Origin of the sequence: Rhodoferax sp. PAMC 29310 (genome assembly GCF_017948265.1) — a bacterium.
In the GTDB taxonomy this organism is placed as follows: Bacteria; Pseudomonadota; Gammaproteobacteria; order Burkholderiales; family Burkholderiaceae_C; genus Rhodoferax.
In genome coordinates this window covers 4072362-4092323 of the sequence record NZ_CP072852.1, presented here as the reverse complement: position 1 = coordinate 4092323, position 19962 = coordinate 4072362, and the positions used below count along the sequence as shown (strand labels likewise).

General features: G+C 54.7%; 15 protein-coding genes and 1 pseudogene. 7 read left to right on the top strand and 9 right to left on the bottom strand.

Annotation, left to right across the window (positions count from 1 at the left end; all coding sequences use genetic code 11):
- Positions 1–24: 24 nt before the first annotated feature.
- Positions 25–1641, bottom strand: a complete 1617-nt coding sequence (locus J8G15_RS18960) for an acyl-CoA ligase (AMP-forming), exosortase A system-associated (protein WP_210544227.1) — start codon at positions 1639–1641, stop codon at positions 25–27.
- 122 nt (positions 1642–1763) lie between these two features.
- Here J8G15_RS18960 and J8G15_RS18955 point away from each other — a divergent pair, with 122 nt between their 5' ends.
- From J8G15_RS18955 to J8G15_RS18945, 3 genes are read left to right on the top strand one after another with little or no spacing between them, the layout of a single operon-like run.
- Entirely contained in the window at positions 1764–2015 is a 252-nt protein-coding gene (locus J8G15_RS18955) for an acyl carrier protein (protein ID WP_210544225.1), read from the top strand.
- 12 nt (positions 2016–2027) lie between these two features.
- Positions 2028–2888 carry a hydrolase 2, exosortase A system-associated gene (locus tag J8G15_RS18950; RefSeq protein WP_210544223.1) on the top strand — a complete coding sequence of 287 codons (861 nt, stop codon included), beginning with the start codon at positions 2028–2030 and terminating at the stop codon, positions 2886–2888.
- The gene (locus tag J8G15_RS18945) at positions 2885–3775 is read left to right on the top strand and encodes a hydrolase 1, exosortase A system-associated (RefSeq protein WP_210544221.1); all 891 of its coding nucleotides are present in this window, start codon (positions 2885–2887) and stop codon (positions 3773–3775) included. The genes J8G15_RS18950 and J8G15_RS18945 overlap by 4 nt, the downstream gene beginning before the upstream one ends.
- Positions 3776–3803: 28 nt before the next feature.
- Here the strand turns inward: J8G15_RS18945 and J8G15_RS18940 are convergent, their stop codons facing one another.
- Positions 3804–4487, bottom strand: coding sequence for a hypothetical protein (locus J8G15_RS18940; RefSeq protein ID WP_210544219.1), 684 nt, complete (start codon positions 4485–4487; stop codon positions 3804–3806).
- A gap of 452 nt (positions 4488–4939) precedes the next feature.
- Between J8G15_RS18940 and J8G15_RS18935 the strand changes: the two genes are divergently transcribed.
- Complete coding sequence (locus J8G15_RS18935) at positions 4940–5602, top strand: bifunctional 2-polyprenyl-6-hydroxyphenol methylase/3-demethylubiquinol 3-O-methyltransferase UbiG (RefSeq protein ID WP_210544217.1); 663 nt, start codon at positions 4940–4942, stop codon at positions 5600–5602.
- Between the two features lie 190 nt (positions 5603–5792).
- Here J8G15_RS18935 and J8G15_RS18930 read toward each other — a convergent pair whose 3' ends face one another.
- The 7 genes and pseudogenes from J8G15_RS18930 to J8G15_RS21730 form a co-directional block, all read right to left on the bottom strand.
- Complete coding sequence (locus J8G15_RS18930) at positions 5793–7763, bottom strand: CDP-glycerol glycerophosphotransferase family protein (protein ID WP_210544215.1); 1971 nt, start codon at positions 7761–7763, stop codon at positions 5793–5795.
- Between the two features lie 33 nt (positions 7764–7796).
- A complete protein-coding gene (locus J8G15_RS18925; RefSeq protein ID WP_210544213.1) occupies positions 7797–9878 on the bottom strand; it encodes a CDP-glycerol glycerophosphotransferase family protein in 2082 nt (693 codons plus the stop codon).
- Positions 9772–11289: a lipopolysaccharide biosynthesis protein gene (locus J8G15_RS18920; RefSeq protein WP_210544212.1), complete on the bottom strand. Its 1518-nt coding sequence runs from the start codon at positions 11287–11289 to the stop codon at positions 9772–9774. Before J8G15_RS18920 ends, J8G15_RS18925 begins: the two co-directional genes overlap by 107 nt.
- A gap of 11 nt (positions 11290–11300) precedes the next feature.
- A complete protein-coding gene (locus J8G15_RS18915; RefSeq protein ID WP_210544210.1) occupies positions 11301–12494 on the bottom strand; it encodes a glycosyltransferase family 4 protein in 1194 nt (397 codons plus the stop codon).
- Positions 12495–12499: 5 nt separating this feature from the next.
- Positions 12500–13444, bottom strand: a complete 945-nt coding sequence (locus J8G15_RS18910; protein WP_210544208.1) for a glycosyltransferase — start codon at positions 13442–13444, stop codon at positions 12500–12502.
- A gap of 30 nt (positions 13445–13474) precedes the next feature.
- The gene (locus J8G15_RS18905) at positions 13475–14134 is read right to left on the bottom strand and encodes a tetratricopeptide repeat protein (RefSeq protein WP_210544206.1); all 660 of its coding nucleotides are present in this window, start codon (positions 14132–14134) and stop codon (positions 13475–13477) included.
- 592 nt (positions 14135–14726) lie between these two features.
- Positions 14727–14883 (bottom strand): annotated as a pseudogene (locus J8G15_RS21730) (IS3 family transposase); the annotation flags it as partial.
- Positions 14884–15028: 145 nt separating this feature from the next.
- Between J8G15_RS21730 and J8G15_RS18900 the strand changes: the two are divergent.
- The 3 genes from J8G15_RS18900 to J8G15_RS18890 all read left to right on the top strand — a co-directional run bounded on the left by J8G15_RS18900 (position 15029) and on the right by J8G15_RS18890 (position 19899).
- The gene (locus tag J8G15_RS18900; protein ID WP_210544204.1) at positions 15029–17422 is read left to right on the top strand and encodes a hypothetical protein; all 2394 of its coding nucleotides are present in this window, start codon (positions 15029–15031) and stop codon (positions 17420–17422) included.
- Positions 17395–18285 (top strand): hypothetical protein, encoded by an 891-nt coding sequence (locus J8G15_RS18895; protein WP_210544202.1) that lies wholly within the window; start codon positions 17395–17397, stop codon positions 18283–18285. Before J8G15_RS18900 ends, J8G15_RS18895 begins: the two co-directional genes overlap by 28 nt.
- 177 nt (positions 18286–18462) lie before the next feature.
- Positions 18463–19899 (top strand): asparagine synthetase B, encoded by a 1437-nt coding sequence (locus J8G15_RS18890; protein ID WP_240538372.1) that lies wholly within the window; start codon positions 18463–18465, stop codon positions 19897–19899.
- Positions 19900–19962: the final 63 nt, after the last annotated feature.

Here is a 19962-nt window from a genome sequence, read left to right as displayed (position 1 = left end):
GTTGGATCAGAAAGCGAAGTGAGCTTAAGGCGCGTGTCGCGTCAGAAACTCGGTGGACAGCAATTTGCGGTCAATCTTGCCATTGGCGTTGCGCGGCAGTGGGCCAGAAACCACCTCAATGCCAGCGGGCACCATGTAAGCTGGCATTCTCGCTCGGCATTCTGAATTTAAGGCATTTAGGTCAATTGCACCCATACCACCTGCGGGAGTAGCTATCACATGTATAGCGTGCCCCAAAACTGGATGCGCCACACCAAAGGCGACGCACTCACCCACCATCTGGGTCGAATACAGGACCTCCTCCACCTCGGTGGGGCTCACCCGGTAACCCGAGGTCTTCATCATTTCGTCGCGCCGGCCAATGAAATACAGAAAACCTTCGGCATCTTGGCGCACCGTATCACCCGAATAAACGGCGTACTCAGGCAGCGGCAGCCCTGGCTGTCGGCCGGGCGCGTCTGGCGGCAGTAATTTATAGCGCTCTGCCGTTTTGGCCGTATCGTTCCAGTACCCCATACCCACCAAAGCACCCCGGTGCACCAACTCGCCGGGTTCCTCGGGCGAACAAGCGGATCCGTCGTCGCGCAATACCAAAATGTCAGCATTGGGAATGGCCTTGCCAATGGAGTCGGGACGCCGGTCCACCTCCTCCGGGGGAAGATAGGTTGAGCGAAAAGCCTCGGTCAACCCATACATGAGAAACGGCTTGGCCTTGGGCACCCGCTGACGCAGTGCCGCCAGTGTCTCACCCGGCATGCGCCCGCCGGTGTTGGCAAAGTAGCGCAAGGTGTCATTGATCGCCGCGGGCCACTCCAGCTGCGTGAGCTGGATATACAAGGGCGGGACGGCTGTGAGACCCGTGACGCCTTCGCGCGCCATCGCTTTCAACACGTCTTTCGGCATCAGATAGTTCAGCAACACCACGCGTGCGCCGGTGTGGAACGCGGTGGTCAGCTGGCTGAAGCCGGCATCAAACGACAAGGGCAGCGCGGCCAGCAGTGTGTCGCGCTCGTTGTTTTCAAGGTAAGAGGCGACGCTCTTGGCCCCGGCAACCATATTGCGGTGAGAAAGCACCACCCCCTTGGGCTTGCCGGTGCTGCCAGACGTGTAAAGAATGGCGGCCATGTCGGTATCGATCACCCGGTGGCCGGCGCGGCGCGGACTGGCCAGCAGGTCAAGCCAGGACACCTGCACCAAGGGTCCCGCCCTGCCCGCCTCGGCTGAATCCACCGTGCCGCTGCCCCGGGTCACCACGACGTGTCGCAGGTCGTGGCAATCAGGCAAAACATCCTTCATCAAGGCCAGACGTTCGGGTGACGTCACCAGCACCCGCACATTGCAATCGCGCAGGATGAATCCGACCTGATCCGGCTTGAGCAATGGATTCACCGGCACAAAGACGCCGCCCGCCGCGGGCGCACCAAAACTAGCTATGACCGTCTCAAGGCGTTTTTCGAGGTAAATCGCGACTCGCTCGCCCCGCTCCAAGCCCAAAGCCATCAAGCCAGATGCAAATTGACCGACCTGTGTACTGATTACCCCGTAGCTACATGACTCAGCGCCGCTCGACAAGGCGATTGCCCCGGAATCGCGCGCGGCATTGACAACTATCAACTCATGGAGAAGATTGGACTCAACCATGGCGATCCAAAAAAAATATGGTCAAAACGATGTGCTCCCTGATTTACAAACCCGCTCATCTCACCCAAAAGGGAGACTCTAGAATGACCGCAAACCGGCACGAATCAATCTGGGAGTTTAAATTGGATATTACACAAGAAGTTCTTCGCGTTCTTGACGAGGTATTGAGCCTCAATGGCCGATCGACCACCTTCACCCGAGACACACCATTGCTCGGCGCCATCCCCGAACTGGATTCGATGGCGGTGGTCACTCTCATTACAACGCTGGAAGATCAATTTGGCTTAGTGGTGGATGACGACGACATTGATGGCAGCACTTTTGCCTCGGTGGGCTCTCTGGCTGATTTTGTCAGCAGCAAGCTGAGCGGCTGACGGGTCAAATCGGTGCAGTCACAAGCCTTTTTTCTACCGGCCAAGTCACCTGCAACCGGTCAGCGATTTTGTCTGCACTATCCCGCCGAAGGTGATGTCCACCGCGGGCAAGTCCTCTATATTCATCCGTTCGCCGAGGAGATGAACAAAGCCCGCCGCATGGCGGCGCTTCAAGCCCGCGCGCTGGCACAGGCCGGTTTCTCCGTGTTGCAAATTGATCTGCTGGGCTGTGGCGACAGTTCTGGCGACTTTGGCGACGCCACCTGGCAAAGCTGGGTGAATGACGCGGTGCACGCTTGCCAGTGGCTTCGCAGTCAAACCCAGCCCGGCGACAAGAAAGACGCCCTTCCCCTGTGGTTGTGGGGCCTGCGTGCAGGCTGCCTGGTGGCAGTTGACGCTGCCAAGCAGCTGAATGAACCGTGTCACTTTCTGTTCTGGCAACCTCCTGCGGCGGGCAAACCGCTGCTGCAACAGTTCTTGCGCCTTAAAGTGGCGGCCGACATGCTGGGTGGCCAGTCCAAAGGGGTGATGGAAGCCATGCGCCAAGAACTGGCGAATGGGTCACCGGTAGAAGTGGCTGGCTATATGCTTTCAGCCAGCCTCGCTACGGGACTGGACCGCGCAAAACTCGCCTTTCCCGTGGCGCCACCGGGCAGCCAGGCGAGTCAGGTGGAATGGTTTGAAGTATCCACGCGGGACGACGCCAGCTTGAGCCCCGTCTCAACGCAAACGGTTGCCAGTTGGCAGACTGCGGGCATCGCCGTAAACAGTCACGTCGTCAAAGGCCCTTCGTTTTGGCAAACCACCGAGATTGAAGACGCCCCGGCGCTGATTGAGGCCACCACGGCGGCGCTGATGAAGGCGGCCGCATGAACTTTACCGAAGAGACCGCGCAGTTTGACTGCGAGGGTGAGACATTGACGGGCATTTTGGCCCAACCAGAATCGCCTGCGCAAATTGGCGTGCTCATCATCGTGGGCGGCCCGCAATACCGGGCGGGTAGCCACCGGCAATTTGTGCTGCTGTCCCGTGCGCTTGCTGCTGCGGGCTATGCCGTGCTGCGATTTGACTACCGCGGCATGGGCGACAGCAGTGGCACGCAGGGCGATTTTGAGGGGGTGAGCATGGACATTGCCGCTGCCATTGACGCCCTGCAAGAGCGCCTACCCTGCGTCAAACAGGTGGCGCTTTGGGGCCTGTGCGACGCCGCCGCCGCCGCCCTGCTCTATTGCCATGAAACTCAAGACTCGAGGGTGACGGGTTTATGTCTGTTGAACCCATGGGTTCGATCTGAAGCCAGTCTGGCGCGCACTCAAGTCAAACACTATTACGTCCAGCGGATGCAGCAAAAAGAATTCTGGCTGAAGCTGGTGCGTGGTGGAGTGGCCACCCAAGCCTTGCGAGGACTGCTGCAAAACCTTCGAGCGGCATTCGGGGGTTCGGGTGGTTCAAGTGCTGGTGCTGGTGCTGGTGCTTCAGGGTCTAACCCATCACAATCATCGCTAAGGCCTTTTCAGCAACGCATGGCCATGGCCTGGCACCAGTTTCCTGGGCAGGTTTTGCTGATCCTAAGTGGTGACGACTACACCGCCAAAGAGTTTCTGGAATTCGCCAGTACCGACCCGGCCTGGAAAAGCTACTCAACCCATGCCCACCTGACCCGACACGACGTTTCCGGCGTTGATCACACCTTCTCGACTGCCGATTCACGCCAAAAAGTCGAAAAAATAACCCTTGGTTGGATCACAACAATGTGTTAGTGAGTCGATCCACCCTGAAAAAACCAAGTCAAGGGGGAGTATTCGGCCCTAGCTCTTGCGCCACATTCGGGCCAACGTGTAGCTTTGGACGGCCCCCGAAAGCAAAAAACGGCCGTCGACTGGATAACATCAATTGAAACCATCCAAGTCGCAAGAATAGAGCACGCCCACAATCTTGAGCCCCGAGCGCACGATGCGATGCGATGGAGCGCTGGTTAAACGCATTAATCCGGCTCACGGTATAGCGAATGCCTTGGGGTTTTAGCAGCGCGTCAAAAGCATCCCACTGCTTGGCAAATAGGAACCCAAGCCGCTCTGACTCAGTCACAAAAACATCAAAGTCCCATACGCATTGGCCGTCCTGCGGCAGCAAATAATCTACACGCACCTCATCCTCCCCGTACACGTCTCGCACAAACCAAATGCAACCCACCAGCGCCTCATTTTTGGTTGCAAGAAGACATTGGGCACCTTGGACAAAGCGCTGCCGTATAACAGCTAACGGACGATCCAAGCCATCCAAACTTGGCTCATAGTCTTGGAGCAATCGGAACGTGAACGATTTGCCCCGAGTTGGAGGTAAGCGCGGCTTATCAGCCAAAGGTTGTGCAACAAAAAGGTAATAGTAAAAACCACATTTACTATTGAATCGCCGTATCAAACGATCGAACGAATACAAAAACGCGGTTGCGGCACCCAATTCGCGAATCAATGAACAAATGCGACGCCTGAGTGATACCATATTTCTCGATTAAAAAGCAAAAATTATCTCAGGCTAGGCAAGCCTAACCAGCACGATCTGCTGCAACGCAAAAAAAAGCGGCCATCATTGCACAACAAAATTGTAAAAAGATCTGTGAGTTAGCTAGACCAAACGACGCAGTTCTGCGGCTCACTCGTCTATTTTCGCTAGCGGATTCGTCGCCGCAACACCGCTGGCTAACACTGCTCTGCGGCACCCACCTTGACGCGCGCCGGAAGCGCCCGGGTGTGGTTGTGGGTTGGGTTAAAGAAGAGTTGGGGCGAAGCATGGCACCGATAATGAAAGGCGTCGTGGCAAAGTGGCAGGAAAGTGGTCGCTGCCGGCTTGATGCGCATGGCCTACAGGCCCGTGCTTACCTCGCCAAAAGCACCAAAGAGGATTTCAGGAAACGGAGATTACAGATGAACGACACAGAAACCAAGACCGCAGCGACCAACCAATACACGCACAACAGCCGCCAAGAAGTTCATCCATTCATACCTGTAAGTGCGGAAAGAATCCTTGACGTAGGCTGCAACACAGGGGCTTTTGGAGAAGGGCTAAAAGCACAGCGAGATATTGTGGTTTGGGGTGTTGAACCAAATGAGGCTGCAGCAAGGCAGGCTGCAAAAATTTTGGACAACGTTGTCAATGACCTCTTTGGTGCAGCCACTGCGATACCAAACAACTTCTTTGATGTGGTTGTATTCAACGATGTGTTGGAGCATTTGGTTGATCCGTGGGATGCGCTGCGCATTGCACAGAAAAAGCTTAGACCAGACGGCTGCGTGGTGGCTTCCCTGCCCAATATCCTCAACCGGGAAAACCTGATGCACATGCTCTTTGAGCGTGACTTCAAATACGAAAATCTTGGCATAAGAGACCGCACGCATCTGCGCTTTTTCACTCAAAAAAGTATGCGCCGACTTTTTGAGGAGAGCGGCTATTCTGTTCAAAAAATTACCGGCATCAACGAGCGCTGGTGGTCTGAATCGATTCTCAACAGGCTGGCCTACAGGGTCTTCGGCAAGCAACTGGAAGAGACAAAGTACGTCCAATATGCGGTGATGGCAATACCCCTCTAAACACTGAGCCGGCAAATCAACACAACGGCTGCGCAAAGCTTATGCGTCGTGGTGCAGCACCTTGTCATCAAAAGGCTATGTCACTGTCTTCGAAAACCCTGCATTCCACTCATGTCGGTCATCATTCCGTTTTTCAACGGAGAACATTTCCTTGCCAGCGCGGTTCAATCGTATTGAATCAAAGTAAGGTTTATTGGGATACGATAGTTGCAAACGTTAGCCCAACTGGTTGACGCAAACGAACAATGCTTTCAAATATCCGTCTGCACGCCTGATCGTCAACCTCAGGCATCGCTTCTTTCATTCTTTCCAAATACTGAGGCTCCAGCTGACAAGCATTACCCAGAAAATGATTGATTTTTGCTAAAAGTTCGACTTCGGTAAAAGCTACTGGGCCAAACCCATCTAAGTCGTAATCAAAATAACCTGGCCGCCAGTTGTGATCGCCACCGTAAAACCGCTCACGGTCAAACTGATAGTAAAAAGTCATTCGACGCAAGAATGCCATTTCAAAAGCGACCGAAGTGTAGTCAGTAACAAGCGCAATGCTTTTGCACAGAACTGATTGAAAGTCGGCTGTGGCAGCATGAAGAACCTTGACACATGACGGCACATCAAACGCAGCAATGACCGGCGACAAATTAACATGCACCATGATGACAATCTGAAGGTTGTGGCGCTTGGCACTGTCATGAAGAATCCGACTATTGAGCAGTGCGCTCCATGCTTGACAGAAGACTGTCGCACGGACGATCTCAATTCGCTCCTCCGGACTGGCCGTCTCAGCTCTGTCATCCAACAAACTTGCGCGCCAAGTTGGCATCAATAATAAGTAATTCACTTCTTGGAGCGGCGTAGATCGTGCCATTGATAAGAGTCTATCGCGCCGCGCCAGACCTGCATAAGTCGCGTCGTGTGCGGTATAGCGGTACGGTGTATCGTCGTCCACAATCGAAGCTTGTTCAGCCGGACTACTTGTAATAAACAGATCAAAAGGCTGTTGATTCAACCAATGAGAGACATCATCCTTGGTAATGCCGTGAGGAATAAAGGTAAAGCGCCAGCGCATCTTGTCGCCATACATCTTGCGGTCAAAACCGCCTAAGGCGTATTCGGTATGCGATGAAACGATGTGCTCACTATTCAAGATAGTTAGTTTGCCCATCAAGCCAGGTGGCACCAGCCGAAATCCCTCTGATGCCAACCGAGCCCAATCCGATGAATCGCGATGAAGCAGGAACCAAGCATTGATCTCAGGATGGTTCTGGCGTACCCATCGGTACATGTGCTCAGCATTGTCGTCAGCGTCTTCAGCGCGATCAACAAACACCCATGCCTTCGCAAACCGGTGACGCACCCATGGCATGCGCGCCAATGCAAGCAGCAGCCGCACCTTCAAGCCTGTCCAGCCTGACGGCAAGGGTTGCTGCCCACCTTTACCCGGCGGGAACGCGCTACGCACCTCCTTGAGTTGCGTGAAAGTATCCCGCTGTGCCCCTACCCCTCCAACAACTTGGGCCACGCTAAATGGTTGTGGCCCTACGGCGACCAATACCGCCACACCGTTCAAGAGAACCGACAGTTCGACAGCTTCGGCCACCGGAAGCCAAACGATGCGTTGGCGCAACAGAACGGTGTGGAAATAACGGCAACCGCGGTACTTGGCATAGGCGGGCTTGGTGGGCACGCCGTCGATAAGAAAACTCTCAGTGGGCGGATCGCCATGCACGTAGTAACTCAAGCGCACCAACCACTGGTCGTGGTCATACGCATCGAGGACCACGGTTGAATACATCAAAGGGTTCTGGTAGGACATCAGTGCGTGCCGCACTTCCACACTGACCCGATCCAAGGCTTTGTCCGTCAATACTTCGGCATCAATATGCTGCATGACTTGTCGCACCCGGTCATGAAACATCGGGGCCTTTGACGGGGTAAGCGCTACCGTCGGCGCGCGCTCGCGCAAGTCAACGGTGAAGTACCAGTGCAATTGCTGCAACACGGTTAACTGCAGTGCGCGTGGTGCCCGTCCATGCTGTTTGACGGCTTCAGCAAGCGGATCAATGAAGCGGCTTTTCAGAACGTCCGCGTAAGCCGCTGGATCACGCCAAAATGCGACTTTGGGCTCGTCAACACCGCCAAGTTTAGGGCTATCCATCATGGTCATCTGCAGCTAAATGAAGTCATCGACAGCTCAATGGGTCGAGTATGGTTTACGAAGTTCAAGAATGCTGTCAAATACACGTTGACAGGCCATTCCATCGGGATTCGGTATCGCCCGCTCCATTCGCTTGAGGTAATCGGCATCGGGCTGCGTTCCATTCGTCAATATGCGCTCGATGTGCTGCACAAGCGCACTCTCTGTGAGCGCTACGGGGCCAAATCCATCGCGGTCAACATCGAAGTAACCTTGGCGCCAGTTGTGCCCCCCGCTGAAAAAATCTCCTCGATCAAACTGGTAATAGCAAACCGCGCGCCTCAAATACGCCATTTCAAAAACAATAGATGAATAGTCGCTGATCAACAAAGCAGCACGGCTTAGCAAGGGTTGAATACGAATATCGGCCTTGGTGAGGACTTCGACATGGGCTGGCACGCGCAAGGCACTCAGGTACGGTACCAAATTTGTGTGAGGCACGAACACCAAGCGCTTGCCATCACGCGCAGCCATGGATTGCAACGTAGTATTGTTTAACAAACCAGACCAGTGCCGCGCAAACTTTGAAGATGCAAAGTTTGCAACCTGGTCCGCTGCACTTGAACCGCTGGCTCGCTGATCCACAAGGCTGCCACGCCAAGTCGGGAATATCACAATTGAATCCGCCAATGCATCCGACCCAAGACGAGAGAGTATGCCCAACTGATCATGACGCGGAAATCCCGTGAGACGCGTTTCCTTGCACGTGAATATGTAAGGAGAGTCATCCGAGACTACGGCAGAAAACCCTTCGGGGGTAACTGAAATTAGCCTGTCAAATAGCTGCGTGTTGAGCCAATGGGACTGATCGTTAAACTGCGGTCCATGTCGCAAGTAGGTAAACCGCCACCGCATCGCCTGACCATACAGTGCACGATCAAAACCCGCTAAAGAATACTCAGGGTGTGAGGACACTATCTCAGATGCGTTCAGCATCAATAACTTTATGCTTACCCCCTCCGCTGGAATCAACCGGAACCCCTCGGCGGCCAGTCTGCCCCAGTCATTAGAGGAACGATTGAGCAAAAACCAGGCATTGATCTTGGGGTGATGCTGGCGCACCCAGCGGTAGAGATGCTCAGCGTTGTCGTCGGCCTCCTCATTGCGATCAACAAACACCCATGCCTTCGCAAACCGGTGACGCACCCATGGCATGCGCGCCAATGCAAGCAGCAGCCGCACCTTCAAGCCTGTCCAGCCTGACGGCAAGGGTTGCTGCCCACCTTTACCCGGCGGGAACGCGCTACGCACCTCCTTGAGTTGCGTGAAAGTATCCCGCTGTGCCCCTACCCCTCCAACAACTTGGGCCACGCTAAATGGTTGTGGCCCTACGGCGACCAATACCGCCACACCGTTCAAGAGAACCGACAGTTCGACAGCTTCGGCCACCGGAAGCCAAACGATGCGTTGGCGCAACAGAACGGTGTGGAAATAACGGCAACCGCGGTACTTGGCATAGGCGGGCTTGGTGGGCACGCCGTCGATAAGAAAACTCTCAGTGGGCGGATCGCCATGCACGTAGTAACTCAAGCGCACCAACCACTGGTCGTGGTCATACGCATCGAGGACCACGGTTGAATACATCAAAGGGTTCTGGTAGGACATCAGTGCGTGCCGCACTTCCACACTGACCCGATCCAAGGCTTTGTCCGTCAATACTTCGGCATCAATATGCTGCATGACTTGTCGCACCCGGTCATGAAACATCGGGGCCTTTGACGGGGTAAGCGCTACCGTCGGCGCGCGCTCGCGCAAGTCAACGGTGAAGTACCAGTGCAATTGCTGCAACACGGTTAACTGCAGTGCGCGTGGTGCCCGTCCATGCTGTTTGACGGCTTCAGCAAGCGGATCAATGAAGCGGCTTTTCAGAACGTCCGCGTAAGCCGCTGGATCACGCCAGAATGCGACTTTGGGCTCGTTAATGCCGTCAAATTTAGGGCTATCCATCATGGTCCCCCTAGGACAAATAGATTCACGAACGGCTCCGAAAGGTCTTGACGGCGTGTCTGACGTCTTGGAAGTATTGGCGCGACAAACAATGAAGTGCCACCAAATAAACGACGCCGCCGGCTGCCACATGAAGCATCAACAAAACACCGGGATGCGAACTCCAAGCAACGCTCACCTGTCGCAAAGCAAATGTTGCCAGCCACATAACCAAAGCGGAAAATGCTGGCAAGCCAAGCACTTGTGCCATATCGCGGGCACCCAGGCCAATCAGGGCAAACCCGGCACGAAAGCCCACCAGCGCATAAACCGACGTGGCCGCAACCGTCATCGCTACAACGTTTACGCCGTAAGGAATAGCCAAAACCACGCCAACTACCGAAAGAATGGTTCCAACAACGTTGTATCGAAGTGCCAGTCCTACGCGATTGCTGGCGTTAAACAACGGTGATGAAATGGCGGTTGAAGCTCGAAGCGCCGCACTGAGCCCGAACATAGACATGACGGGGATCATGGCCAGCCATTTTTCGCCATACAGCACCTGAACCAACTCACTGGCATTGGCCGACACACCAACCCCCACGGGGATCACAATGGCGGCTAATAGCCTGCCCGTGCGAAGGACTAGCTGCTGAAAACGCTCACGCTCCCCCTGAACCGCTGAAAAAGCGGGGAACAGAACGTGTTGGATTGGCATGGCAATTCGGGCCCGAATTTCATCAGTCAATGAACGAGCATTTTGATAAAAACCCAAAGAAGTTGCGCCCAACTGGCGACCTATCAACAACAAATCAAGATTCATGTTGATGTAATACAGGACGCTGCTGCCAAAGTAACTGCCACTGGTACGCCAGGTCGTGGTTAGCAGTGGCAGATGAAAACGAAATCGTGGCAAAAAAGGCACGCGGGCAAAGTTAACCACCACACCAGCGAGCCCCCCCACCAACGCACCAACGACTAAGCTCCAAACACCAAAACCTGCATAGGCGCTGGCAACAGCAGCCGCCGTCCGAACCACCACAATACTAAGCTGCAACCAAAACTCAGCACCAAAATGCATGAGCCGCGACAGCACCACCCAAGGCACGGCTACCAAACTATTCAGCACAAAGGTCAGACTAAGTACTTGCAACAGGGGCCCCACCTGCGGGTCGGAAAACAGCCACTCGGCAAAAAATGACAACACAAAGACAACCAAGGCTGACAAAAAGCCTATCGCCAGTGTTGCCCAGAAAACAGTGTCAAGCTGAAGCCGGTTAATAACGCGGCGCTGGATCAGCACATTGGTAAACCCAAAAGCACCAAACAAGCCCGCGAACTCGGTAATAACCGTGGCCATGGCAATGTAGCCAAATTCTGCAGGCGACAGAAGTCTAGCCAATACAGCCGTTGATCCAATGGTGATGGCTGTGCGCAAGGCAATGCCCAAAAACTTATAGCCAGCGCCGGTGGCCACCCGTCGCCCGAGATTATCTGAATTAAGCAACAGGGACTGCCGAACCATGCTGGAGCGACGGGAAAGAAAACTTGGCGAATGATTCATTAAAGGAGGGGTTATTCCGCGCGACCAAGCACAAGTTGGGCAGCACGCCGTACTGCATTTTTTGCATTGGCTGTGAGCTTCTTGCGCAAGGAATACGAAGGCAAGGACACCGGGGCAGCAGCAACAGCTTGGTAGCGTTCAAGGTACTGGCCTTTCAGCACCTTCAGGTCGTAATGTGCCGCCACAATTTCTTTCCCGCGCTGGCCAAGGGCGGCAAAGCTTTCTCGGCTGGTATCACACAAAGCCCGAGTTAAAGCACCAACTTCTTCCACGTCAATGAAGACGCCTTCTTTGACTATGGCGCGCTGGTTTTTGTGATTGCTGCAGATTACGGGCAAGCCCATGGCCATGGCTTCTACATAAACAATGCCAAAGGTTTCAAATACCGAGCCGAGGGCAAACACATTGGCGGCCGCATAGGCCTTGGGCAATTCATTGTGGGGGAGCTTGGTGAACACCGCCCGGTCACCCATCAAGCGCCGGGCCAGCGCCTTAATTTCAGGGGTGTCTGGTGTCTCCTGGCCCAGCACCAGAAGGTAGGCGTCCTTGACCGCAGCAACTTCTTTCACCACATAGTCCATGCGCTTGTGGCCATAAGAAACAGCCCCCACGCTAATCACCACGAAAGCTTCAGCTGGAATGCCATGCTGCGCCCGAAAGTCCGTCTCGGTGTCTGGGCTGAACCGCTGCAAGTCCACACCATGCGGGATCATGAAAGACTTGCCTTTGGCGCTGTAGGCCAAGTTCAGGTCGGTGTGTTCTTGCACAAAGTCACATTGCGGCAGGTCCCTGGCGGGTATGGCACCGCCGTTAGAAAAGAGGATTTTGGGTGCTTTCTGGAACAGGTGGCGCTGGCTAAATAAGATCTCGCATACCTCGCGCTCCAGGCAGTGAATCACATCAAAGTCGCCTTCCAGCAAAGGTCTGAGGGCTGCGTAGGCAAAGGTTTCGCCCTCTATGCGGCCACGCTCACTCTCTTTAACCGACTCGGCCCACTTGGGAGACACCGCTAAATGAATGTGTTTCAGGCAGTCCGCATTTCGGGGAATATTGCCAATCACCAGTTGTTTGGCAGCAGGCTCTCCGCCGCCTTTGAACAAAGTAATATCAATGGCGTCACCCAGCAGGGCAAACAGGTCGCTGGCAAACACCTCATGCCCACGATAGACGTTGCCAAGACCGGAGCATAAAAGAGCGATTTTCATATTTTTCACCACTTGGAAGGCGAGGCGAGTGACTTAAGCGCGGCTTTAACCCAGACTTTCAGGCCACTGGTGTGGCGCCAATCTTTTCGTAAGGCCTCCACGCCTGCTTGGCGGGCCGCTGGCAGATTACCCGCATCCAGGTGCGCTCCCGCATAATCGCTCCAGCTTTTAGCCAGCGCGTTGCTTACCACCCGCTGATCAGCCACACTTCCATCAGGCGATGCGTAGCCCCATTGGCGAATGGCCCGCCCAACCACCAGGGCGCGAAAGTTTTTCTCGGGAACCGATTGAGTAATGCTTGCCGGGTGCATGCGGTATAAGGCCAAAGGCCGGGGAACCCGCAATATTGGCGTGATGCGCGAAGCGCGTAGCCATAAATCGTAGTCTTCGCCTATTCGAAGCGTGGGATCAAACACACCCGCTTCCAAAAAAACGGATTTATGCACCAGCACGGTGGATGTCCAAACTACACAGTCAAGTAGCAGGTGTGGGTAAACCCAGCCAGAGGCGCCCGCCCAGCGCGCCGTGTTACCGGCGTCGGCAGTCAGTTTGGCAAGGTACTCAGAGGCGGGCTCGGGCTCGGTGCTGGCCCACACTTGCCAAGCCGTATAGGTCATACGCGCTCCGGGCGATTGCTGAAGCTTGGCCCATTGCGCATGCAACTTGCCGGGAAGCCAAATATCGTCAGCATCCAAAAATGCGATCCATTCACCTTTAGCTTGGCCAATGCCGTTGTTCCTCGCTGCAGCTACCCCTTGATTGACCTGCCTAATTAGCCGGACACTCGGAAAGTTGTCATTTACCAGCGCGGCGGATCCATCTGACGAACCATCATCCACAACCAGAATTTCAAGATCAGGCCATTCTTGTGCGAGCGCAGATTGGATGGTCGCTGCAATGTAGCGGTTGGCGTTATAGCAGGGTATAACAACTGAGATTTTAGGAAACAATGTATTGTCTTTTTTGGTCGTTTTGAAAGCTTATTTCACCGGGTCCTGCCACTTGTTTGCGCCCCTTAATTGGTCAGCAAGTTCCTCTCGATTAAACCCAAGCTCCGCCGCTTTATGCGCCTGCTTCAATGCCTTTTCATACTCACCCATATCGAAAAAGGCCAACCCTATGTTGAAGTGTGAAAAGCCATTGTCTTTGGCAACGACAACGGCAGTATCAAGCTGCCCTATCGCTTCGACTTTGCGACTTTGTTTAGTCAAAAACTGCGAGTACAACACACGCACCAACGTGTCGTCGGGCGCAAAACGAATAGCGCGGTCGAAATAACACTCAATGGGACGAACCAGCCCAACAGGCTGCGGCGTTTTCATTCTTTCACCCAAACGCACCAACGCCATCAGAGCACGATGGTGATTAGGTGAGGTATGCAATGTGTAGGCAATATCCTGACTAAGGTTGGTATTTCCTCTGATTTGAATTAGGGCCGCGATTACGGGCGTGAAATGGTAGCGCTCGACAACTTCTAGTTGATCCCGCTGCGTCCTATAGTCAAAAGGACCGTAATGATTTTGGATGGACCCGCAGTTGCTTGAATTCTCCTGGGCATGCAACCGCTGGCCAGTCAGGGCCAAGCTGAATAAGGCGACGGCGCAAGCAAACAATCGGCGCAATTGATTAGATGAATACATTAGGCGTAGCATCTTTACATTCTCCAACGACAAGTATGGTGACTTATAAACCTTGTACTCTACACTGCAAAGCCACTCCAAAAGGCTAATTTGAGCACGATTACCTCGTTCCACATTTTCGCTGAGCCTCAAAGTGACCATGACGCACATTTTTTGCCTATTAGTTAATACCAAAACTACGAATAGATCAACAACTTCCCGTGCTCGTTAACCTGTCAAGTCCTTTTGTGGCACTAATGTCGTTGACTGCCAGCTTAACGTTGGCAATGTCGGCGCGCTTCAAGTTAATTCATGGACTTCACACGGCTTTGTCGACATATTTCAACTTCCAGTTCGAAGCTGCTTGAATGCCAGCGTGCCGGATCGCGTTGGCGCGCCGCGGTGCACAGAGCCTCATGGGTGGCAAGATTGACATGATTCTCACCGAGGTGGCGCTACTGTGTCGAGACATAGCCGATGCCGCTGTTCTTGTGCTCCTGGTTGTACCGGTGCAAAAATGAAGGGCCCCACCACTTACGGCGCGCATCCCTAGCGTCTTAAATCCCTTGGCTGAGAGGTACCCCCCTTTTCATCGACGCCAGAAATAGAACGGTTATGCAGCTCTGGCCAAATGCTGCTTTGGGGTGAAGCCCGCCCGGGACATTGTTGGAGCGGTCGTGGTTATAGGACAACATCCAACGCGTTGCGAAGTCCTGAACCTCGTAAATGCTGGACCAGTAATACTGGGATAGCCATACAAAGTGTGTTGTCGGGCAGTTGCGGGCGTTGCCGGAGAAATAAAAAAGCGATTCTGTGGCAGAGTACCAGTAAGTCCGAGCTTGCTTAGCGTCACAATATTTCATGCAACCAAAGCCACTGCCAACATTTTTAGCTGCAGTTTCATTCGCTGCAAGCATGGCTTTAGCCGTGCGATTCCCGTTGGCTCAGAATGCCATGCCGTTTTTAGTGTTGGCATGGTCGGCTGCAGTTTTTTCACGCCCAAGCCTATGGTTGATTGTTTTGCCGGCCTTGTTGCCGGTCATTGGCTTGGCCCCGTGGTCAGGCTGGATCACCTTTGAAGAACTGGATATTTTGGTTTTGGCGGTGACCGCTGGCGGCTATGCACGGCTGGCATGGCCTGTGCAGGCCAGACTGCCGGCCAGACAAGCCACGCAGCTCCAATCATCGCGTCCTTTTTGGGGGGTGTGGTTGCTTGCAAGCTTGTTTGCAATTGCCACAGCAATTGCAATCTATCGCGGCATTACCGATGCAGGCGGGTTCAGCTTTGGCTGGTACCAGGGCTATCACGAGCCCATGAACAGCGTGCGCGTGGGGAAGAGCATCTTTTTGGCAATACTTCTGGTGCCGCTGTGGCAACGTGCATCGCGACAAAACCCAGAGCAGACGCAGGACTTGCTATCGGTGGGCTTGATGATAGGTTTGGCGGCGGCAGCGCTCACGACCCTTTGGGAGCGAGCTGCTTTCACTGATTTGTTAAATTTTTCTACCGACTATCGCACCACGGGTATGTTTTGGGAAATGCATGTGGGCGGTGCGGCGCTGGATGGTTTTTTGGCGTTGACGGTGCCGTTTGCAGTCCGTGAGTTTGTGGTGGCGCGTGACTCTTCCCGATGGGGGTTGGCTGCGTCAGTATTGGCGCTGGCCGCATATGCGTGCTTGACGACGTTTTCACGCGGGGTTTATTTGGCGGTGCCGGTGGGGATGCTCGTATTTTTTGGACTGACGGCGAGGCAAGGTTTGCCAGACTTTGCTCGCCATGAACAGAAGTCATCCTCATTACACGACCAACGGCCATGGCAAGCCATGATGGTAGGGGTGCTGCTAGTCGCGGGATATGGCGTTGGGGCCGCCTGGATGTTTCAAAGCAGTGGTTATCGGGGCATGGCCGCGTTGTTGGGCGCAGTGGCGCTGATGTTGCCGCTGGTGCATGTGTTGCGCCGGTTCAACATCAAGCAGTGGTTGCTAGGTTTTGTCATAGGCATGTTGTTGATTTTGGTGATGGTTGCCGTTGACTGGCTGGTGCCTAAGGGGGCTTATTGGGCCTGGGGCTTGGCGGCTATTTTTACCGCAGCCATGATGGCGGTTGATTGGCGTGCGGGCCACGCCACCTCATTTGCCGGGCCAATGGCGGTTGGCGGTTTTTTGGCTACTTTGGCAAGCACGGCGCTGGTTGCCCGCCATTGGGGGCTGTCGCCTGGGTTGCAGCACGCCTTACCTGCGGTGCTGGCCCTTTTCGCTTTTTGTATGGCCGCAGGTGTTCGGCGCAATCCACTGTGGCCAGAAGCCTTGCGCTGGCAAGCGACGACAGCAGGGGCCATGGGCCTCGTAGCGGCCGTGATTGGCGTGATGGGCGGCGGAGCTTACATGAGCGAGCGGTTTTCAACAGGCAGTCAAGACTTTGGCGGTCGGCTTGGCCACTGGCAGCTGGGACGAGATATGCTGAGCACGCCCGCAGACTGGTGGCTGGGCAAAGGCACAGGGCGCTTCCCAGGCAACTATTTTTTGAATGGCAGCCCCATGCAAATTCCTGGTGACTATCGCCTAGTGCAGGAAGGCAAAAACACCTTCATTACCCTTGCGGGTGGTTCGCTTATTAACGGTTGGGGCGAGATCTTCCGCGTGACACAACGCGTGTCGCCGCCAAGTGGGTCAACACTTGTGACCGCACGGGTTCGCACCGAAAAAGATGTAAAACTGCACTTTGAAATTTGTGAGAAGCATCTCCTCTACAACCAAGACTGCCTGATCTCGCAGGCAAATGTGAAGGGCTCTGCCGGTGCTTGGCAAAACATCGAGGTGCCGCTCAATGGCAAGGGCGTAAGTCGTGGTGCTTGGTATGCGCCCAAGCTGGTGGCCTTCTCGATGGCGGTGGAATCACGCGGCGGCATAGCTCAAATTGACGATGTCGCTTTAACCGGGGCTGACGGGGAGCAGCAGCTCGCCAACGGCGGCTTTTCAGAGGGCATGGCACACTGGTTTTTTTCAAGTGACAGGTATCACATGCCTTGGCACATCAAGAGCATGGTGATGAATGTGCTTTTTGACCAGGGCATTGTGGGGCTGACACTTTGGGGCTTGTTGCTTGTAGGCGCCATATGGCGCACCAGTTTTGGCAGGGCTCGCCAAAACCCTTTGGCACCGGCCTTGGCAGCAGGCTTGGCTGGATTCTTTGTAGTGGGTTTGTTTGACAGCCTGCTGGATGTGCCGCGAGTGGCCTGGCTCTATTACATGTTGGTGCTGGTGGCCCTGACATTGCCGTCATGGCGAGGGAAATCTACCAAACCATGATTGCAATGGCCCTCCATGTTGGCCCCCTACGGGCTATTAAAACAATAGCTGCTTGCGCAATTAGCGCAAAGTCTGGAACCATTATTCTTGTAGATTCCGGTGACTATGTGGCCGACGTGGCCGTGTGGAGCCAGGACGACATTACCCTCCGCGCGGTGGGTGGCCGGGTGCGTCTGCTGGCGCAGGGCGCGGCCGCTGAGGGAAAGGGCATTTGGGTGGTGCGCGCCAACCGTATGCGAGTGGAAGGCTTTGACTTTGAAGGCGCGGCGGTCTCAAGCCGAAATGGCGCGGGTATTCGACTGGAGACGGGCTCACTGCGGGTGGACAACTGCCGTTTCAGGTACAACGAAATGGGGCTGCTGACCAACAACGACCCCAACACCGTGCTGGAGGTTTACCACTGCGAATTTGCCTACAACCAGCGGCCCGACGGACACAACCACAACCTGTACGCCGGGCAGATTGCCCGACTGACAGTGGTTGACAGCTACTTCCACCACGCGCACATTGGCCACCTGCTGAAGAGCCGGGCGGCAGTGAGCCATGTTGTGAACAGCAGGCTCATTGACGGAGCCGACGGCACGGCGAGCTACGAGCTGGAGTTTCCCAATGGCGGCATGGCCTTTGTGGTGAGCAACACCATTGCGCAGAGCACGCTGACCGAGAACCCGTACTTGATCTCATTCGGCGCAGAGGGCTATAAGTGGCAGGACAACTCGCTTTATCTGCTCAACAACCAACTGGAAAACCCACTGCATGGTGGCCAGTTCCTAAAGGTTTTTCCAGGCGCAGGTTCGGTGCAAGCCCGCAACAACATACTGATCGGCTACGGTTCGCTGGAGTCTGGCTCAGGCAACTACTGAAACAAGTGCAAACGCAACACCCGTGATAATTGGCCAATCAAGTCGTGCCCAACATCACTTTGCCTTTACTGCACCCCCTCTCTTATGCCATTGACTCAAACATTCTCAGCCCTTGGCACCCTTGCGCGGGGAGAAATAAGCGTAGACCGCTTTGCCCTCCACTCGCTATGTTACCGCGTGGACAACGGCCAACTGCGCTTTGCGCACCGGGCTGATGAACTGGCCGATGCAAATACACCGATTGACCCACAGGCTATTTTTGACTACCTGTACTTTCACGTCATTCCCTCGCCACGCACCATCTATAAAGGCATTTACCGCCTGCCACCTGGCCACACTGCCACCCTGCACAACGGCCAAGTCAAGGTTGAGCGCAATTGGGTGCCCCAGTTTGACGAGCTGCCTAAGCCATCGTTTGATGCGCTCAAGGGCGAATTCCTCCAATTGCTGCAAGACGCTGTGGCCACGCAATTGGACGGGAGCAAGCCCGCCTGCTTTTTAAGCGGGGGAACCGACAGCTCGACCTTGGCTGGCATGATCGGGCTGGCCAGTGGCAAGACTGCTGCCACCTACTCCATTGGCTTCGACGCCCAAGGCTACGACGAGATGGAGTACGCACGCCTAGCTGCCAAACACTTCAAAACCGAGCACCACGAGTACTACGTGACCCCAGACGACCTGGTGCAAGGCATTGCCAAGGTGGCAGCGCACTACGACCAGCCGTTTGGTAACTCGTCTGCCCTACCCTCTTACTATTGCGCCAAGATGGCGCGAGAAGATGGCGTGACAAAAATACTGGGCGGCGACGGCGGTGACGAGCTGTTTGGCGGCAATACACGCTACGCAAAGCAGCGGGTTTTTGGCTGGTACCAAAACGTGCCTGAGTTGCTGCAAAAATCAGTGCTGGAACCGCTGTTAAACACAGGTCTGGCATCACGCTTCGCCTTAACCAGAAAAGCAGGTAGCTATGTGGAGCAGGCTCGCGAGCCGATGCCGGACCGCCTGCAGATGTACAACCTAATCATGCATTTGGGCCCCGCAGAAGTGCTCACGCCCGAATTTATGGGGCAAATTGACGTTGCAGCACCGCTTCACTTTCAGAGCGAAGTATGGAAGGGTGCAACAAACTGCAGCGAACTGAACAAGGAGCTTGCCTATGACTGGCGCTATACCTTGGCCGAGATTGATTTACCTAAGGTCATGGGCGCCACCCACTGCGCCGGCGTTGAGGTTGGGTTCCCCATGCTGGATGACCGGATGGTTGATTTCTCGCTAAAGCTCCCCTCTGCCTACAAGTTGAAGGGCATGAAGCTGCGTTGGTTTTTCAAGGAAGCGCTGCGCGGCTTTTTGCCGGATGAGATTTTGACCAAGAGGAAGCAGGGCTTTGGCCTGCCCTTTGGCGTCTGGGCCAACTCCCACCCTGAGCTGAAAGCACTGGCTACGGAGTCATTGCACAGCCTAGCCAAACGCGGCGTAGTCCGCACGGACTTCATTGAGACCCTGTTGACCAAACGCTTGCCTGAACACCCCGGCTACTTTGGTGAAATGGTCTGGATTTTGATGATGTTGGAGCAGTGGCTGGCCGCCAAGGCGCCGAATTTCAAAATGGCGTGAATCGTTAATTAGACGCTGAATGACAATTCAGTCTCTGCTTTTTTTTATAGCATCTTGAGCAGG

What these genes read in the sequence shown, in the direction of transcription:
- J8G15_RS18960 (WP_210544227.1), bottom strand. Translation starts at nt 1,641, where the DNA reads ATGGTTGAGTCCAATCTTCTCCATGAGTTGATAGTTGTCAATGCCGCG.
- J8G15_RS18945 (WP_210544221.1), top strand. Translation starts at nt 2,885, where the DNA reads ATGAACTTTACCGAAGAGACCGCGCAGTTTGACTGCGAGGGTGAGACA.
- J8G15_RS18935 (WP_210544217.1), top strand. Translation starts at nt 4,940, where the DNA reads ATGAACGACACAGAAACCAAGACCGCAGCGACCAACCAATACACGCAC.
- J8G15_RS18930 (WP_210544215.1), bottom strand. Translation starts at nt 7,763, where the DNA reads ATGATGGATAGCCCTAAACTTGGCGGTGTTGACGAGCCCAAAGTCGCA.
- J8G15_RS18925 (WP_210544213.1), bottom strand. Translation starts at nt 9,878, where the DNA reads ATGTGGCAGCCGGCGGCGTCGTTTATTTGGTGGCACTTCATTGTTTGT.
- J8G15_RS18920 (WP_210544212.1), bottom strand. Translation starts at nt 11,289, where the DNA reads ATGAATCATTCGCCAAGTTTTCTTTCCCGTCGCTCCAGCATGGTTCGG.
- J8G15_RS18915 (WP_210544210.1), bottom strand. Translation starts at nt 12,494, where the DNA reads ATGAAAATCGCTCTTTTATGCTCCGGTCTTGGCAACGTCTATCGTGGG.
- J8G15_RS18905 (WP_210544206.1), bottom strand. Translation starts at nt 14,134, where the DNA reads ATGTATTCATCTAATCAATTGCGCCGATTGTTTGCTTGCGCCGTCGCC.
- J8G15_RS18900 (WP_210544204.1), top strand. Translation starts at nt 15,029, where the DNA reads ATGGCTTTAGCCGTGCGATTCCCGTTGGCTCAGAATGCCATGCCGTTT.
- J8G15_RS18895 (WP_210544202.1), top strand. Translation starts at nt 17,395, where the DNA reads ATGGCGAGGGAAATCTACCAAACCATGATTGCAATGGCCCTCCATGTT.